Annotated in this window: 15 protein-coding genes, 2 tRNA genes and 1 rRNA gene; 14 read left to right on the top strand and 4 right to left on the bottom strand. The window is 35.0% G+C overall.

The genetic code is table 11. The features are described from left to right. Window positions 1–136 precede the first annotated feature (136 nt). The 8 genes from rrf to tsaD all read left to right on the top strand — a co-directional run bounded on the left by rrf (window position 137) and on the right by tsaD (window position 4,360). Window positions 137–252: ribosomal RNA gene (gene rrf, locus BN1058_RS08460) — 5S ribosomal RNA — on the top strand. Between the two features lie 47 nt (window positions 253–299). Beyond that, a tRNA-Met gene (locus BN1058_RS08455) sits at window positions 300–376 on the top strand. Between the two features lie 7 nt (window positions 377–383). After that, a tRNA-Asp gene (locus BN1058_RS08450) sits at window positions 384–460 on the top strand. A gap of 280 nt (window positions 461–740) precedes the next feature. Continuing rightward, entirely contained in the window at window positions 741–1,715 is a 975-nt protein-coding gene (gene thiL, locus BN1058_RS08445; RefSeq protein ID WP_090855622.1) for a thiamine-phosphate kinase, read from the top strand. 6 nt (window positions 1,716–1,721) lie between these two features. Continuing rightward, the gene (tsaE, locus tag BN1058_RS08440) at window positions 1,722–2,177 is read left to right on the top strand and encodes a tRNA (adenosine(37)-N6)-threonylcarbamoyltransferase complex ATPase subunit type 1 TsaE (protein WP_090855619.1); all 456 of its coding nucleotides are present in this window, start codon (window positions 1,722–1,724) and stop codon (window positions 2,175–2,177) included. Beyond that, window positions 2,174–2,887, top strand: a complete 714-nt coding sequence (tsaB, locus tag BN1058_RS08435; RefSeq protein ID WP_090855616.1) for a tRNA (adenosine(37)-N6)-threonylcarbamoyltransferase complex dimerization subunit type 1 TsaB — start codon at window positions 2,174–2,176, stop codon at window positions 2,885–2,887. Before tsaE ends, tsaB begins: the two co-directional genes overlap by 4 nt. Further along, complete coding sequence (rimI, locus tag BN1058_RS08430) at window positions 2,880–3,329, top strand: ribosomal protein S18-alanine N-acetyltransferase (protein WP_090855612.1); 450 nt, start codon at window positions 2,880–2,882, stop codon at window positions 3,327–3,329. Before tsaB ends, rimI begins: the two co-directional genes overlap by 8 nt. Beyond that, window positions 3,326–4,360 (top strand): tRNA (adenosine(37)-N6)-threonylcarbamoyltransferase complex transferase subunit TsaD, encoded by a 1,035-nt coding sequence (gene tsaD, locus BN1058_RS08425; protein WP_090855609.1) that lies wholly within the window; start codon window positions 3,326–3,328, stop codon window positions 4,358–4,360. Before rimI ends, tsaD begins: the two co-directional genes overlap by 4 nt. A 280-nt stretch (window positions 4,361–4,640) precedes the next feature. On the opposite strand, the gene abc-f is transcribed toward tsaD, so the two are convergent. Next, on the bottom strand, window positions 4,641–6,566 hold the full coding sequence (gene abc-f, locus BN1058_RS08420; protein ID WP_090855606.1) for a ribosomal protection-like ABC-F family protein: 1,926 nt from the start codon (window positions 6,564–6,566) through the stop codon (window positions 4,641–4,643). Between the two features lie 235 nt (window positions 6,567–6,801). Between abc-f and BN1058_RS08415 the strand changes: the two genes are divergently transcribed. After that, the gene (locus BN1058_RS08415) at window positions 6,802–7,443 is read left to right on the top strand and encodes a redox-sensing transcriptional repressor Rex (protein ID WP_090855603.1); all 642 of its coding nucleotides are present in this window, start codon (window positions 6,802–6,804) and stop codon (window positions 7,441–7,443) included. Window positions 7,444–7,502: 59 nt separating this feature from the next. Here BN1058_RS08415 and BN1058_RS08410 read toward each other — a convergent pair whose 3' ends face one another. Both BN1058_RS08410 and BN1058_RS08405 read right to left on the bottom strand, forming a co-directional pair. Continuing rightward, complete coding sequence (locus BN1058_RS08410) at window positions 7,503–7,703, bottom strand: YdiK family protein (RefSeq protein WP_090855600.1); 201 nt, start codon at window positions 7,701–7,703, stop codon at window positions 7,503–7,505. Between the two features lie 7 nt (window positions 7,704–7,710). Further along, window positions 7,711–8,430 carry a CPBP family intramembrane glutamic endopeptidase gene (locus BN1058_RS08405; RefSeq protein WP_090855597.1) on the bottom strand — a complete coding sequence of 240 codons (720 nt, stop codon included), beginning with the start codon at window positions 8,428–8,430 and terminating at the stop codon, window positions 7,711–7,713. Between the two features lie 246 nt (window positions 8,431–8,676). Between BN1058_RS08405 and groES the strand changes: the two genes are divergently transcribed. The 5 genes from groES (at window position 8,677) to BN1058_RS08380 (ending at window position 15,770) form a co-directional block, all read left to right on the top strand. Then, window positions 8,677–8,961, top strand: coding sequence for a co-chaperone GroES (gene groES / locus BN1058_RS08400; protein WP_090855594.1), 285 nt, complete (start codon window positions 8,677–8,679; stop codon window positions 8,959–8,961). A 51-nt stretch (window positions 8,962–9,012) separates the two neighbouring features. Further along, window positions 9,013–10,653, top strand: coding sequence for a chaperonin GroEL (gene groL, locus BN1058_RS08395; RefSeq protein ID WP_090855591.1), 1,641 nt, complete (start codon window positions 9,013–9,015; stop codon window positions 10,651–10,653). Between the two features lie 324 nt (window positions 10,654–10,977). Beyond that, window positions 10,978–12,012 carry an alpha/beta hydrolase gene (locus tag BN1058_RS08390; protein ID WP_090855589.1) on the top strand — a complete coding sequence of 345 codons (1,035 nt, stop codon included), beginning with the start codon at window positions 10,978–10,980 and terminating at the stop codon, window positions 12,010–12,012. A 994-nt stretch (window positions 12,013–13,006) separates the two neighbouring features. Beyond that, on the top strand, window positions 13,007–14,911 hold the full coding sequence (locus BN1058_RS08385; RefSeq protein ID WP_090855586.1) for a Xaa-Pro dipeptidyl-peptidase: 1,905 nt from the start codon (window positions 13,007–13,009) through the stop codon (window positions 14,909–14,911). A 424-nt stretch (window positions 14,912–15,335) separates the two neighbouring features. After that, on the top strand, window positions 15,336–15,770 hold the full coding sequence (locus BN1058_RS08380; RefSeq protein WP_090855583.1) for a nucleoside 2-deoxyribosyltransferase: 435 nt from the start codon (window positions 15,336–15,338) through the stop codon (window positions 15,768–15,770). 162 nt (window positions 15,771–15,932) lie between these two features. On the opposite strand, the gene BN1058_RS08375 is transcribed toward BN1058_RS08380, so the two are convergent. Then, window positions 15,933–16,376, bottom strand: a complete 444-nt coding sequence (locus BN1058_RS08375) for an OsmC family protein (protein ID WP_090855580.1) — start codon at window positions 16,374–16,376, stop codon at window positions 15,933–15,935. Window positions 16,377–16,381 lie beyond the last annotated feature (5 nt).

Below are 16,381 nucleotides of genomic sequence, written 5' to 3'. Positions count from 1 at the left end.
ATGATATGAATACTTGTCTGTCTTATCTAGTTTTGAAGGTATAAATTTTAATTTACCTCTTGCTTTTTTTAAAAAAACAGGTATAATATTCTGTGTCATTAAAATTATTATATCGCACTTGAATAAAAGCAAAAGATCTGGTGACAATAGCGAAGAGGTCACACCTGTTCCCATGCCGAACACAGTAGTTAAGCTCTTCAGCGCCGATGGTAGTTGGGGCCTTGCCCCTGTGAGAGTAGGACGTCGCTAGGCATTAAATTTAATACTATTTATTGTAGGTAATCTATTATCTACATTATCGCGGGGTGGAGCAGTCTGGTAGCTCGTCGGGCTCATAACCCGAAGGTCGTAGGTTCAAATCCTACCCCCGCAACCAAAAATTTGGTCCGGTAGTTCAGTTGGTTAGAATGCCTGCCTGTCACGCAGGAGGTCGCGGGTTCGAGTCCCGTCCGGACCGCCACTTTAAATAAAATATACTTTACATAAAAGTCTTAGGATATTCCTAAGGCTTTATTTAATGTTATATTTCTTTTTAATGTCTCTATACTATATAAGGGTTAGGGTCATGTCTGAAAGTAATGATTTGACAGAGAACCGAATAAAACAGTTAATTACTTGAATTAAAGAATTTGATTTTTTATAAAAAGCTTATGAATTGTAATAGTATTTGACTTTAAGATTTAGAAATTTAATTATTTTTGCTATGATAGAATTAGAACGAATGAATGAGGGTTATTATAATGGATGAATTTAAATTTATTGATTTAATAAAACAAAAGAATTATCAACATCCCACTATTGTTAAAGGAATTGGCGATGATGCTGCTGTATTTCGTCAACCATATCTTGATACAGTAACTGCTGTTGATACCTTTGTTGAAAATATTCATTTTTCAAGACAAACCATGACACCCTATCATGTGGGCTATCGTTTACTAGCAGCAAATATAAGTGATATGGCTGCAATGGGGGCATTACCTGCCTATTACATGATTTCCATTGTTGTTCCAAATCATTGGTCAGAAGAAGATTTACGAAACATATATGATGGAATGCAGGAGATTGCCTCCGTATATAAAATGGATCTTATTGGTGGCGATACTGTTTCTGGTAAAGAATTAGTTCTTTCCGTAACTATAATAGGTTTTGTTGAACAAAATAAAGTAAGGTATCGTAGTGCAATGCAAGAAGATGACGTTCTGTTTGTTACAGGTACATTGGGTGATGCGAGTGCTGGATTACATTTATTATTAAATCAAAACAAACACTTGGATTTAAAAGTGAGTAATTTGATTGAAAGACATCAAAAGCCGACACCCAGGATAGCATTTGCTCGTAAATTACAATCACTAAAACGTGTTGCATTAAATGATGTTAGTGACGGCATATCAAATGAGGCAAATGAATTAGCGGAAGCTTCTCAGTTAACTGTTTATATTCATTATGATCAATTACCAATGCATGAAGCATTACATCAATTTAAACCTGAACAGATAAAATATTTTATGTTATCTGGTGGAGAAGATTTTGAATTAATTGGTTCAGTTGCCCCAAAGGATTGGGAAACGGTAAAAGAAGCGGCAAAATTAACAAATACAAATATAACAAAAATAGGCTATGTCACTTCAAATGAAGCTACAAACGGTTCAGTATTTTTAATAGAAAACGAAGAAGTAATTCGTTTAAACAAAGATGGCTATACGCATAGGAGTTAATATGATATGAAACAATATGAAATAAAAACACATACAACAGAGGAAACAATGAGAATTGCTGAAAAGTTAGCTGTGCTTCTTCGTCCTGGTGATGTTATTACATTACAAGGTGGACTCGGTGCTGGTAAAACGACATTTACAAAAGGATTGGGTATTGGATTAGGTGTGAAACGAACGATTAATAGCCCTACATTTACCATAGTGAAAGAATATATGGGCGAATTACCTTTGTATCATATGGATGTGTATCGATTAGAAGAAAGTGAAGAGGACATTGGCTTTGATGAATACTTTAATGGGGATGGAATTAGTGTTGTTGAGTGGCCACAATTTATTAAACCGTTTTTACCTAATGTGCGTTTAGACATACAATTAACGATAATAAAAAATGAAGAACGGAAGATTACTCTATATCCAAAAGGCCATTATTTTGAACAGATTTGTGAGGAGTTAATCCGATGAGTATACTTGCTATTGATACTTCTAATGAAACGTTAGGTGTTTCTATTTATGATGATCATATACAAAAAACAAAAATCGAATACACCGAGAACAGTAAAACAAAGCATTCCAAACGATTGATGCCTGTTATTGATCAAGTCATGAAGGATGCGTCATTATATCCAAAAGATTTAACCAAAATTGTAGTAGCGAAAGGTCCAGGATCTTATACTGGTGTAAGAATTGGACTATCAACAGCTAAAATGATGGGGTGGACGTTGAATATTCCAGTAATTGGCGTGTCTAGCCTTGAAGTATTAGCATTAAACGGAGCAAATCAATCTTATAAAATATGTCCATTTTTTGATGCGCGTAGAGGTTTAGTTTATACAGGATTGTATGAATCAGACGAATTAGGTCAGATAAGGTTAGTAAAAGAGGAACAGAATATTCTTTTTTCCGATTGGCTTAATCAACTTAAAAAAGAAGATCAAACGATTATTTTTTTAAGTCCAGATGTAGATTTACATAAGGAAACGATTAGAGAAATGCTGAAGGAGAAAGCTATTATTCCGATAGAAAAATTCCATATCCCTAGCCCTTCTTTATTAGCAATTTCTGGAAAAAATCGTCAGGGAGAAAGTATCCATCAATTAACGCCAAATTATTTGCGCCTTGTAGAAGCAGAAGCAAAATGGTTAGCAAAGCAAAAGGAACAGGATAATGAGTGAAATATCTATACGTAAAATGACCATTAACGATATTGATCAAGTTAGAAAAATTGAAAAAGAAAGTTTTTCTATTCCTTGGACAGAGGACATTTATCAAAAGGAATTAACACAGAATTCCTATGCAAATTATTATGTTATAGAGAAAGACAAACAAATCATTGGATTTTGTGGTTTATGGATTGTTATTGATGAGGCACAAATAACAAATATTGCAATTTCTCCTAGGTACCGAGGATTGGGGTATGGTAGTAGCTTATTTCAATACATCATTAATCAAGCAATTCTAGCTGGATCTGTTCGTTTATCTTTAGAAGTAAGGTTGTCAAATTTAGTTGCACAGAAATTATATCGGAAGTTTGGTTTAAAACCTGCTGGAATCAGAAAAAATTATTATACCGATAATAATGAAGATGCAATGGTAATGTGGGTGAATTTAGGATGAATAAAGATCAATTTATTTTAGCAATAGAAACAAGTTGTGATGAAACAGCAGCAGCAATCATAAAAAATGGACAAGAAATAATGGCTAATGTTGTTGCTTCTCAAATTCAAAGTCACAAACGTTTTGGTGGAGTTGTACCAGAGATTGCATCTCGTCACCATGTAGAACAAATAACCATTGTGGTAGAGGAAACACTAAGACAAGCAAATATGGATATAGGTGATATGGATGCAATTGCGGTTACAGAAGGTCCAGGACTTGTTGGAGCCTTACTTGTAGGTGTTAACGCTGCAAAGGCATTGGCATATGCAAATCAAAAACCATTAATTGGCGTTCACCATATTGCCGGTCATATTTATGCTAATCGAATAGAACAAGAATTTACGTTTCCATTGTTAGCGTTGGTTGTATCTGGTGGACATACTGAACTTGTTTTAATGCGTGAACATGGTTCATTTGAAATTATTGGTGAGACAAGAGATGATGCAGCTGGAGAGGCCTATGATAAAGTAGCTAGAACGTTAGACTTACCGTATCCTGGTGGACCGGAAATAGATAGATTAGCTCAGGTTGGAGAGGAGACAATTGATTTCCCTCGTGCATGGCTAGAAGAGGGTTCGTTTGATTTTAGTTTTAGTGGTTTAAAATCAGCAGTCATTAATAGCTTACATAATAGCAAACAACGTGGAGAAGTACTGAAAAAAGAGGATGTTGCTGCAAGTTTTCAAGCTAGTGTAGTTGAAGTGTTAACAGAAAAAACATTTCAGGCTGCAAAAAGGTATGATGTGAAACAAGTTGTATTAGCTGGAGGAGTAGCAGCAAATAAGGGATTGCGTCAGGAACTAACAAAGAAATTTAACGAGGCATCCATTCCTTTATCTATACCACCATTAAACTTATGTACGGATAATGCTGCTATGATTGGTGCGGCAGGAGCGATTGCTTATGAACAAGGGCATCGTGCAGGATGGGATTTAAATGCAAATCCGAGTCTTGATTTAGAACGATATGGTAGTAGAAAGCAATTATAAAGAAGAAATCGCCAGTTCCTATTAGAAACTGGCGATTTTTTTAAAAAAAATATGATAGAAAGTATCCACAAGAGGTGTTTATAAATGTGGAAACTTTTTAAAATTCACTTATATAGAAGCAATAGTGTTGTGTACAAAAACTGTGAATAAGTGAGGATTTTCCTGTGGATACAGTGGATAAGTGTTAAAAAAACTGTGAATAAAGCCTTTTGTCTGTGCATAACTAAAAAAGCATTGTATAAGATACAATGCTTTTTGCACACTTGTTGTTTTTATTCTCTTAATCCTCTTGTAATGCTTCCCATTCCATCATTAGTTGTTCCATTTGTTCATTAACTTGTTCATTTTCAGACGTTAATGCTAGTGCTTTTTCATGATCTTGGAATATATCTGGTTTACAAAGTAATTGTTCGTTATGTTCAATAACTGCTTCTAATTCTTCAATTTTGCTTTCAATCTCTTGTATCCGTCGCTCTTTTTTGCGTAGTTCTTGTTTTCGTGCTTTATCTTCATGAAAACTGGACTTAACAGCTTGTTTTTCTTCTGTTGGCTGCTCTTGTGCTTTTAATTCCGCTAATTCGAATGCTTCTTGTTTTTTTTCTAAGTAGTAATCATAGTTACCAAGGAAAATAGTTGCTCCATCAGGCTGCATTTCTAATACTTTTGATGCAATTTCATTAATAAAATATCGATCATGTGAAACAAAAATGATGGTACCAGGGAAATCTATCAAAGCAGCTTCTAACACTTCTTTACTATCTAAATCTAAATGGTTTGTTGGTTCATCAAGAATGAGTAAATTTGATTTTTGCATCATTAATTTAGCTAGTGCAAGTCTTGCCTTTTCGCCGCCGCTTAGTGAAGCTACCGTTTTAAGCACATCATCTCCAGAAAATAAAAAATTTCCAAGTGTCGTACGGATATCTTTCTCGTCTATCATTGGATAATCGTCCCATAATTCCATTAGCACAGATTTTGACGAATGCAGTTTGTTTTGTTCTTGGTCATAGTAGCCTATTTCTACTTTAGAACCTGTTTGAAGATAACCATTAGATGGAATAAGATCACCAGTTATTGTTTTTAGTAATGTTGTTTTTCCAACACCATTTGGTCCAACTAAAGCAACACGTTCTCCACGTGATACTTGGAAAGAGAGGTCAGAAAAGATTGCTTCTTCTGTATCATCATAATGAAAAGCTAATTCTTTGGCCATGAATACATCATTTCCACTTCGTTGGTTAATAGTAAAGGTAAAAGAGGCTGAAGATTCGTCGCCTTTTGGTTTATCTATTCGTTCCATCTTTTCTAATTGTTTTCTTCTACTTTGTGCGCGTTTCGTTGTAGAAGCACGAACCAAATTCTTTTGAATAAAATCTTCCATACGTTTTATTTCTGTTTGTTGTTTTTCGAATTCTTTCATCTCTCGTTCATAGTCAGCAGCTTTTTGATCTAAGTATTTTGTGTAATTTCCATAATATTTTTTAGATTGATGACGTGAAATTTCATAAACGGTATGTACCGTTTTATCAAGAAAATATCGATCGTGAGAAACGATAACAACAGCGCCGTGGTAATTATTCAAATAACCTTCTAACCAAGTTAATGTTTCGATATCTAAATGGTTTGTTGGCTCGTCCAAAATCAAAATATCCGGCTTAGATAATAATAGTTTTCCTAAAGCCAAACGCGTTTTTTGGCCGCCACTAAGTTCACTAATTGAAGTGTCTAAATCAAATTCATTAAAGTTGAGGCCATTCAAAACTGCTTTAATGTCTGCTTCATATTGATAACCACCACTCTTTTTGAAATTTTCTTGTAGTTGGTCGTAATTATGCAATAATTGTTCGTAACGTGTTTGATTTTCGGTTAATGCCGGATCACCCATTTGCTGTTCCATCACTCTCAGTTTCTTTTCAGTTTCAATTAGCTCAGCAAATACGGATAACATTTCATTCCAGATTGTTTCTTCGGTTTCCAATCCAGTATTTTGTGCTAAATACCCTAGGGTAACTTCTTTCGGTTTGTGTATTTCACCTTCATCATAAGGAAGAATACCAGCCATTATTTTTAATAGAGTAGATTTTCCAGCACCATTACGTCCAACAATTGCAATTCTGTCATTGGTTTTAATTTCTAATTTTATATTTGATAAAATCAGTTCTGCACCATAACGTTTCGTTAACTGATTTATTTGCATTAATATCATCATTATTCACCTCATTATTATTTAGTTTATCGTAATTTTGAATGAACTAGCAAGCAAATGGTTAGTTATATTAATGAAAAATGTCTATACTATAATTAGTAAGTGTAACTCTTCACGACATAAGTATGATTTTTTGTTAATATATAGATATAAGATACAAAGATAAGTTTTATCTAAACAAATCAACTGGTTAGTTAAGCAATAGGGGTTAATATGAATAGAAGGGGAATGGAACATGTCAGAACAAAGTAAAATACCACAAGCTACGGCAAAACGATTGCCGCTATATTATCGATTTTTAAATAATTTACACCATCAAGGTAAATCTCGTGTATCCTCAAAGGAGCTGAGTGAAGCAGTAAAAGTCGATTCAGCGACTATTCGTAGGGATTTTTCTTACTTTGGGGCTTTAGGAAAGAAAGGCTATGGGTATAATGTAGAATACTTACTTGGTTTCTTTAGAAAAACCTTAGATCAAGATGAAACAACAAATGTTGCACTTATTGGTGTTGGTAATTTAGGAACAGCTTTTTTACATTATAACTTTACAAAAAACAACAATACAAAAATAGAAATGGCTTTTGATGCAGATCCAGCTAAAGTCAATCAAGAAATAGGTGGTGTACCCGTTCATCACATTGATGATCTAGAGAAATACCTAGGTAATGTACAGGCTGCTATTTTAACTGTCCCTGGTTTAGAAGCACAGCCTATTACTGAGCGGTTAATTGAAGCTGGTATAAGTGGGATATTGAATTTCACCCCAGCTCGGATTACTGTGCCAGAAGAAGTACGTGTTCATCACATTGATTTAGCAGTAGAGCTTCAATCGTTAATTTATTTTATGAAACATTACTCTCCAGAAGCTGAAGAATAGAACAAAAGGTAGTGGTATTTTTTTAAACCACTACCTTTTGTTCTATTCGTATCTAGTTATTATTTTTTTTGGGTGTTTTTAACGCGTATGTGTAAGCTTATTAGCCGAATTGTTACAGCAAAGTTAAACGTAGCAAAGATCGCAAGTAAAACGGTGAAAAAATTCCACAAGGTATCCTGTGCTGACTCAATACCGAACAAAGTAAATAATGCACCAATAATAAAGTACATCATGGCTAAAGACAAAGGTGAGTTTCTCATGTAAAGGTTATCCTCCAATAAGTATCATTTGCAGTTTTTCATACTGTTCCAACATTCGATTCAATTCTTCAGGACTAATACTTAGTTGGGCAATGACAACCGCGGTATTCATTGTTGCATGTGCAATGATTGGTACAATAATCCGTTTTGATTGCACATATACAAATGCAAAGACGAATCCGATCGTTAAATAAATTAATGTATTTTGAAAGTCATTATGGACGACAGCAAATATTAATCCTGATGCAAAAGCACCAATAAAAAAGTTTGTTCGTTTATATATTTCGCCAAAAATAATTTTACGAAACACGATCTCTTCTAAGATTGGTCCAATAATTGCAACCACAATAATAAAGATTGGAATAGCTCGTGCTACTGCCATAATGTTTTGTGTATTTTCTGATCCTGGTTCAATACCTAATAAAAGCGTTTGAATCACATTCATGATTCCTTGCCCTAACATTGCCATCAGAACCCCTATAATTGACCAAACAATAACCATCCCAGGACTTGCAGCATTACGATCCTTGCGAAGGTGCCTTTCTGGTCTCAGTAAAAATAGCATAATCACTAGAGCAGCAATAAAGCTAAATATCGTCCAACTTGTTCCAATAATCGAATAATAATCTTCATTAATATTAGATGCCTTTATAATGACAGCAACTGGTAAAGATGATAGCTGCATTAATATGTATGTTAATAATATATACAAATATCTTTTTCCCAAAGGTAAACGACTCCTCTTCTATGAATTTGTCCAACAAATGTATTTTAACATATTATATGAATAGAATTGAATTAGTACGTTTATGATTATCTAATAGAAAAAGTTCGAAAAAAATTTAAAAAAATCCATCACATTACTTGCAAAATGAAAAGCAATTCATTATTATAATAATTGTGTTAGCACTCTTCATTGGCGAGTGCTAAAATAGAAGAAAACATATTGAAATAAATGAAGGAGGGTTTTTTGATGCTAAAGCCATTAGGTGATCGTGTCATTATTGAACTCGTGGAACAAGAAGAAAAAACTGCAAGTGGAATTGTACTACCAGATTCTGCGAAAGAAAAACCACAAGAAGGAAAAGTTGTTGCAGTAGGTTCTGGTCGTATTACAGATAACGGGGAAAAAATCGCTCCAGAAGTAGCTGAAGGAGATAAAATAATTTTCTCTAAATTTGCAGGAACAGAAGTGAAATATGATGGAAATGAATACTTAATTCTTCGTGAAAATGATATCTTAGCTGTTATCGGCTAAATAAAGAATATAAACGATATACTTAATTAAGATACAAGGAGGGCTTTTTAAATGGCTAAAGAAATTAAGTTTAGTGAAGACGCTCGTCGCGCAATGCTACGTGGTGTGGATACATTAGCAAATGCAGTAAAAGTAACATTAGGACCAAAAGGACGTAACGTTGTTTTAGGTAAAAAATATGGTTCACCTCTAATTACAAATGATGGGGTAACAATCGCCAAAGAAATTGAATTAGAAGATGAATTCGAAAACATGGGTGCACAACTAGTATCTGAAGTAGCATCACAAACAAATGATGTAGCTGGTGATGGTACTACAACTGCAACTGTTTTAGCACAAGCAATGATTCAAGAAGGATTGAAAAACGTTGCATCAGGTGCAAATCCTGTAGGCGTTCGTCGCGGAATTGAAAAAGCGGTTGAAATAGCAACAGAAGAATTGCGTAAAATCTCTAAACCAATTGAAGGAAGAGATTCAATTGCACAAGTTGCTGCAATTTCATCAGCGGATGAAGAAGTAGGTCAATTAATCGCTGAAGCAATGGAACGTGTTGGTAATGACGGTGTTATTACGATTGAAGAATCTAAAGGATTTAACACAGAGCTAGAAGTGGTAGAAGGTATGCAATTTGATCGCGGTTATGCTTCTCCATACATGGTTACTGATCAAGATAAAATGGAAGCGGAGCTTGAAGATCCATATATCTTAATTACAGATAAGAAAATTAACAATATCCAAGAAGTACTACCGGTACTAGAGCAAGTTGTACAACAAGGTAAACCACTTCTATTAATTGCTGATGATGTAGAAGGCGAAGCATTAGCTACATTAGTAGTGAACAAACTTCGTGGAACATTTAACGCAGTAGCAGTAAAAGCACCTGGTTTTGGTGATCGTCGTAAAGCAATGCTTGAAGATATCGCAACATTAACTGGTGCAGAAGTTATTACAGAAGATTTAGGCTTAGAATTGAAAAACACTACAATTGAACAATTAGGCCGTGCCTCTAAAGTTGTTGTAACGAAAGAAAACACAACAGTCGTTGAAGGTTCGGGTGATCCAGAGCAAATTTCTTCTCGTGTCGCACAAATCCGTGCACAAGCAGAAGAAACAACTTCTGAATTTGATAAAGAAAAATTACAAGAACGTCTTGCAAAACTTTCTGGTGGTGTAGCAGTAGTAAAAGTTGGTGCAGCTACAGAAACAGAATTGAAAGAGCGTAAACTACGTATTGAAGATGCGCTAAACTCTACTCGCGCAGCAGTAGAAGAAGGTATTGTATCTGGTGGTGGAACAGCACTACTAAACGTATACAAACAAGTGCAAGCACTAGCACTTGAAGGTGATGAAGCAACTGGTGCAAGCATTGTGCTACGTGCACTAGAAGAGCCAGTTCGCCAAATCGTTGAAAATGCTGGCCTTGAAGGTTCCGTTATTGTTGAAAAACTAAAAGGCGAAGCAGTTGGTGTCGGATACAACGCAGCAACTGGTGAGTGGGTAAATATGATTGACGCTGGTATCGTTGATCCAACAAAAGTAACTCGCTCAGCACTTCAAAATGCAGCATCTGTAGCAGCTATGTTCTTAACTACAGAAGCAGTAGTCGCTGACCTACCAGAAGAAAACGGCGGCAATGCCCCTGACATGAGTGGCATGGGCGGCGGAATGCCGGGAATGGGCGGCATGATGTAGGGCCAACAAGATGTTGGTCACTCGGACGTTGCGACAGGACGTCGCGGTTTTAGTCCGAGATCCACTTGAAAACTTGAGATAATGTGTTTTAAAGTAAGGCAAAAGTGAAATGCTAACATTTTGCTAGCAGATAAACCATCTAAATAAAATATAATTTGCAGAGAAAGCCCCCTTTTGGATATGATAGCCAAAAGGGGGCATTTTATTGTAAATATACTAATATTACTAATAAGCCATTTTGTTAAATTAATTATTTGAATCAAGTTGTCAATGAAATATCATTAAAAGCGTTTAAAAAGAAGAATAAAAACAAGGAGAATGCTAGTGAATTCACAACTTGTAACAAAAGAGTCACAGAAACAACGTAAAAAAACGATTTTTAAACGAATTGTTTTTTCATTTGGTATTTCGGTAGTCGTTTTTTTTAGTGTGGTGGTTTTCATGGTTTTATTTAGCAAGACAGATGTTCCGAATGGAAACAAAGAAAATCTAAGTTTTAATAGACTTGAGACAGATGAGGCGAAACTGACATCTATGCAGCAATACACGGCGCGAGACGGACAGGAGCTTTCCTACCGCTACTACAATGGTAACGCCAGTAAAACGTTAATTCTCTTGCACGGATCCGCATATCATAGCAGCTATCTTCAACCACTAGCCAGTTACTTATCCGAACACAATGTTGTTAATGTTTATACACCTGATTTACGCGGGCACGGATCTCAAACGAAGAACAGAGGTGACGTGAAGTATATCGGTCAGATTGAAGACGATATTAGTGACTTCGTAAAGTATGTTCGTAAACAACAGAAAGGCGAAATATTATTAGGGGGTCATTCAAGTGGTGGAGGGACAGTTATACGTTATGCTGGTGGTGATAATGCACCAGTCGATGGTTATCTGTTACTCTCCCCTTTTATTCATCACACAGCACCGACTTATCGTTCAGATAGTGAATGGACTAACGTCAATTTGCCACGAATGATCGGTTTGAGTATTTTAAACACATTTGGCATCTCAGTATTAAATCACCATGATGTGATTTCATTCAATATGCCCGAATCTGTAAGAGATGGGACGGAAACATTGCGGTATACCTATGCGTTACAAACTTCCATGCATCCAAGAAATGATTACGGAAAAGACATTGCAAGTTTGGATAAACCATCTTACCTTATGATTGGGTCCGATGATAACGTATTCAAGGCTGAGGCATTCAAATCATTGTTTAATAAAAATTCATCGAAAACAAAAGTGAACATTTTGAAAGACATTTCCCATTTTGGTGTTGTAACAAAAAATGCTGCACAAAAATCGATTTCCAAATGGCTTAAAAATTTAGATGGAAAGCATAAATAATGTTTTTGAATGAATTTAATCAATTATTAAACAGGATCTGCTAGTGATGTGAATTACCGTTTATAAACGCAAGTGTGATAGCATTTTAGATCTCAAAAATGAATCTTGTGCAATACATTTTACAAAAGGACGATTTCGTATAAAGTACTGACTTTTGCCGAAGTGTCCTTTTTTATTTTTTTGGTTCACATTTTAAAAATATTCATTCGTACAGTTCCATTTAGTTAAAATGAGGTGTTTTTTAGATTTTTCATTGATCGATTATCATCAATAAAAAGAATTGTAAAACTTCAACTGTTTGTGTCTCCTCGTGGTATCTGCCGCTTCTAGTGATTTATTTAACCCTTTTAGTACGGTAGTCTTTTGCACTACTACAAATTAACTGTATAATAACTTGTGCTAATATTTTTGACTTTCTTCCAACACATGTTTCATGCTCTTTTCATATGATTCATACAAAATATTTTAATTCTTATACAAATAACTAGAAAATTGGGAATTTTGCATTAATTTCTCTCTTTAGTATTAGTTTAGTAATTTGACTAATTAAATCCTAAATGTTAACGTTTTTAAAAGATGAACGTGTTCATTTTATGAATATGTTTGTATAACGTTGAAACAACTCAATACATTCAGTGTTTTTGGTTTGGCAAATGAGCAAGTGAAGATGCAATGTCCCTATGTCTTAGCTTTTCCATAGTTATGTAAAATGGAGTCTAGTAAGTTAACTAGGTATCTAAGGGAGAAAATCTATACAACATCAAAAATATTTAAAAGATATGCGAACTGTTTTGACATGTGGCACCTGACATTTTGCTACACCAATATATCGACGGGATGATTTTGAGAATATTGATTAGATTGGGGGTTAAAGAGGTTCTAAGAAGGATTGATTTCTATAATAGACTTCAATAATAAAATAATGACTTTTATTTGATTAATTTTTATTATTTTTATTGTTAGAAAATTCAATATAATTTGCAAGGAGAATATAATGAAAACAATAAACAAAGCGATTATTTTTATAGGCATGGTATTGATTGGTATGATGTCTGCATTTCAGATGAATGCAGAAGCTGCTAGTACGGAAACTGAAGAAAAAGTATCTGTTAAAAATGGAATGACAGAAAAAGTGTATGCATATAAAGATGCAATAATTGAAGATGTTTATGTTGAAACAAGCTTTGACAGTGATAAAGACGGAAAAAAAGACCGTGTTCATGCAAAGATTATTCGTCCTGCAGAGACTAAAAAAGGATCAAAAGTTCCAGTTATATATAACATAAGCCCTTATAACGATGGTTTAGATTATCCGGATTATCATAATGTCGATAAAGAATTATATAAAGGGATTCCACTCCATCTACCAGATTACTATGAGGAGTATTTTGTGTCACGCGGATATGCAGTTGTGATTGCCGATAGTATTGGATCAGCAGGATCAAATGGTTGTCCATCAGCGGGAGGTAAATACGAGATTCTTGGAGCAAAATCGATTGTTGATTGGTTGAATAATCGTACCAAAGGATATAACGAGAATGAAGAAGAGATGGTTGCTGATTGGACAACCGGTAACGTTGGTCTGATAGGGAAATCCTATGATGGCTCTATAGCGAATGGATTAGCAACCACAGGAGTTGAAGGCTTGAAAACCATTGTTCCAATAAGCGGTATTAGTAGCTGGTATGATTACTATCGAGCAAATGGAGCTGTTATCGCACCAGGCGGCTACCAAGGAGATGGTGCTGATTTGTTAGCAAAAGGTGTGCTAACTCGTGAGAATCCCAAAGAATGTGCTGCTCAGATGGAAAAAATCGAAAAAGACCAAGATCGCGAAACCGGTGATTATAATGCGTTCTGGGATGAACGGAATTATTTAAATGATGCAAATAAAGTTCAAGCTAGTGTGTTTATTGTGCATGGCTTAAATGATATAAATGTAAAGGCAAAACAGTTTGACCAATGGTGGGCAGAATTAAAAAAGAATGATGTTCCAAGGAAATTATTGTTGCACCAAGGTGAACACATTGATCCTAAAAAGAAAAAAGGTGACGAATGGTTAACGACATTAAATAAATGGTTCGGTCACTGGTTATATGGAATTAATAATGGAATCATGAAAGAGCCAGGCGTTGAAATTCAGAATAGGGATCTTTCATGGGAACAATTAGAAGAATGGCCACGAAAAAAAGCAGAAGATAAAAAATTGTATTTAAACGGATCAGGAGAACTAAGTCTAAAAAGGATGGAGGGTGGTACAAAAAGCAGCTTTATAGATGATGCTTCTAAGACCGCAAAAGAATTAATAAAGAATCCTTCATCCCAATCTGAGAATCGTTTAGCTTATATAAGCTCTGAATTAACGGAACCAATTCGTTTAAGCGGAACACCGCATTTATCAGTTACTGCAAGTATAGATGCCACAGCAGCAAATTTATCAGCCTTACTGGTTGATTATGGGCCGGAAAAAGCTACAATTGTAACACGGGGATGGATGGACCCACAAAATGTAAACTCTATTTCTACATCAGAAAAACTGATTCCTAATAAAGAATACAATTTTGAGTGGGATATGGAACCATATGATTACCAATTCTCTGAAGGGCATCAAATAGGACTTGTCATTATTTCTAGTGACCATGAGTATACTAAAAGACCCGAGCCAGGTACAAAAATTACTATACTACCAGAAAAGAGTAGTGCAACGTTGCCTTTAGTTGGGCAACTTTCAGAGGAAAAAAAGGAAGGCAATACTGATACCCAAAGCGAATCAAAAAAAGAAGAAACAGCACAAGAACAAAGCAGCACAACAACCCCCATATTAATTTTAATTACCATAGGTATTGTTGTGGCAGGTATTATCCTCTTTTTTATAAGCAAAAGGAAAAAAGGGAAATAAAAAATAAATAATTTATAATGTACTCCCGAAAATTAGAGTGAAAATCTTTTCGGGAGTAATTTTTTTGCAAATACAATTGAGATTTTAAAAGAAAGTTTGTCAAAAAGTTTTTAAGTAGGCATTAGGCTAAGGTTATTTACCTTTCGTGTTTCAGAGAAACATCCGAATGCAGATCTACAGATTTTAAAGAAGTTCAAAAGTAGCTTCCATGATCAGATGTTTTATCTGACACTGCACCAAGAATTATATATGGGATAGTTAGAAAAAAATGTTGTTTAGATTCATCCTCTAACATTCGGTCAAAAGCGGTAGACAGTACTATAGAAGAATACTATAATATATCGGGCGACTACTCTGATCATACTACACAGCTATATGCGATAAACCAATAGCATTGGGGCTTTAATCAACAGGAGGATTTAAAATGAATCTAGAAAATAGTAATGTATATTTAGCGGGCGGTTGGTTTAACGATGACCAACTACGCAGAATTGAAGAAGCGGAATTTGTGTTGTCTAAACTAGGTTTCAACGTGTTTTCACCTAGAAAACAACAAAATGAACACTTAGCATTTGGTTCTAAGGAATGGAGAGAATTAACTTTTACTAACGATATTAAGCACATAGATTGGGCGGACATGGTTTTTGCTATTTATGACGAGGAGGACGCAGGAACAATGTTCGAAATTGGTTATGCATATGCTACAAATAAGCCTATTTTTGTCTACCATGAAACGGACTCAATTGTTAATCTTATGATTAGTGATTCCTTACAGGCATACTTTAAAACATTTCAAGACGTTTTAGCGTACAATTGGGCTATGTGTAAACATATTCCCTATGAAGGAAAAGTAGAGTAGAGGGCTGCATATTTTTGTATAATAATTGTTTATAATATATCAAACGTGTTGATAAATTATTGAATTAAGACGCAACGCAAGGAATACGTAGGTGTATTTGAATATCAAAAGGGCATTGGTGCTTCTGACCAATGCCCTTTTTGTGAGAAGTTTTATATAAATTTATTTACTTTTCACCCAAGTATCTTCCAATTCGATTCCTGCTGCTTTTAATGTGTTATATACTGGACAACGAGATTCTACTACTTCTTGTAGCTCCTTTATTCTTTCTTCTGTCTCGGTCGTTTTGACTTCTGCTTTTACCGATACTTTTTCGAAATAAGTTGTTACACTTGGGTCGCCCATGAATCCTCGCGGGTCCAATATGCCTTTAACTCGAAAAGAAATACCTTGTAAGTCGAAGCCCATTTGTTTAGCTGCCATTTGTGCCGTTACATTTTCACAGCCTGTTAATGCTGCAAGAAGTGATTGTAACGGGTTTGGACCTGCGTCTGTTCCACCCATTTGTGCTGCTTCATCCATAATGATAGTGTGCTTTCCTGTTTTAGCTTCTGTTTTTATACCATTGCCTTCTGCGTTTACTAAAAAGTTAATTTTGTTTGTCATGTTAA

The organism is Paraliobacillus sp. PM-2, from assembly GCF_001368815.1.
In the GTDB taxonomy this organism is placed as follows: domain Bacteria; phylum Bacillota; class Bacilli; order Bacillales; family Amphibacillaceae; genus Paraliobacillus.
The sequence above is the reverse complement of the archived record's forward strand: the minus strand, read 5'-3'. Positions and strand labels throughout refer to the sequence as shown.

Excerpts from the sequence above, each read along its gene's own strand:
- thiL (WP_090855622.1), top strand. The coding sequence starts at position 741 with ATGGATGAATTTAAATTTATTGATTTAATAAAACAAAAGAATTATCAA.
- rimI (WP_090855612.1), top strand. The coding sequence starts at position 2,880 with ATGAGTGAAATATCTATACGTAAAATGACCATTAACGATATTGATCAA.
- BN1058_RS08385 (WP_090855586.1), top strand. The coding sequence starts at position 13,007 with ATGAAAACAATAAACAAAGCGATTATTTTTATAGGCATGGTATTGATT.
- tsaE (WP_090855619.1), top strand. The coding sequence starts at position 1,722 with ATGAAACAATATGAAATAAAAACACATACAACAGAGGAAACAATGAGA.
- tsaB (WP_090855616.1), top strand. The coding sequence starts at position 2,174 with ATGAGTATACTTGCTATTGATACTTCTAATGAAACGTTAGGTGTTTCT.
- BN1058_RS08380 (WP_090855583.1), top strand. The coding sequence starts at position 15,336 with ATGAATCTAGAAAATAGTAATGTATATTTAGCGGGCGGTTGGTTTAAC.
- BN1058_RS08410 (WP_090855600.1), bottom strand. The coding sequence starts at position 7,703 with ATGAGAAACTCACCTTTGTCTTTAGCCATGATGTACTTTATTATTGGT.
- tsaD (WP_090855609.1), top strand. The coding sequence starts at position 3,326 with ATGAATAAAGATCAATTTATTTTAGCAATAGAAACAAGTTGTGATGAA.
- BN1058_RS08375 (WP_090855580.1), bottom strand. The coding sequence starts at position 16,376 with ATGACAAACAAAATTAACTTTTTAGTAAACGCAGAAGGCAATGGTATA.
- abc-f (WP_090855606.1), bottom strand. The coding sequence starts at position 6,566 with ATGATATTAATGCAAATAAATCAGTTAACGAAACGTTATGGTGCAGAA.
- groL (WP_090855591.1), top strand. The coding sequence starts at position 9,013 with ATGGCTAAAGAAATTAAGTTTAGTGAAGACGCTCGTCGCGCAATGCTA.
- BN1058_RS08415 (WP_090855603.1), top strand. The coding sequence starts at position 6,802 with ATGTCAGAACAAAGTAAAATACCACAAGCTACGGCAAAACGATTGCCG.
- groES (WP_090855594.1), top strand. The coding sequence starts at position 8,677 with ATGCTAAAGCCATTAGGTGATCGTGTCATTATTGAACTCGTGGAACAA.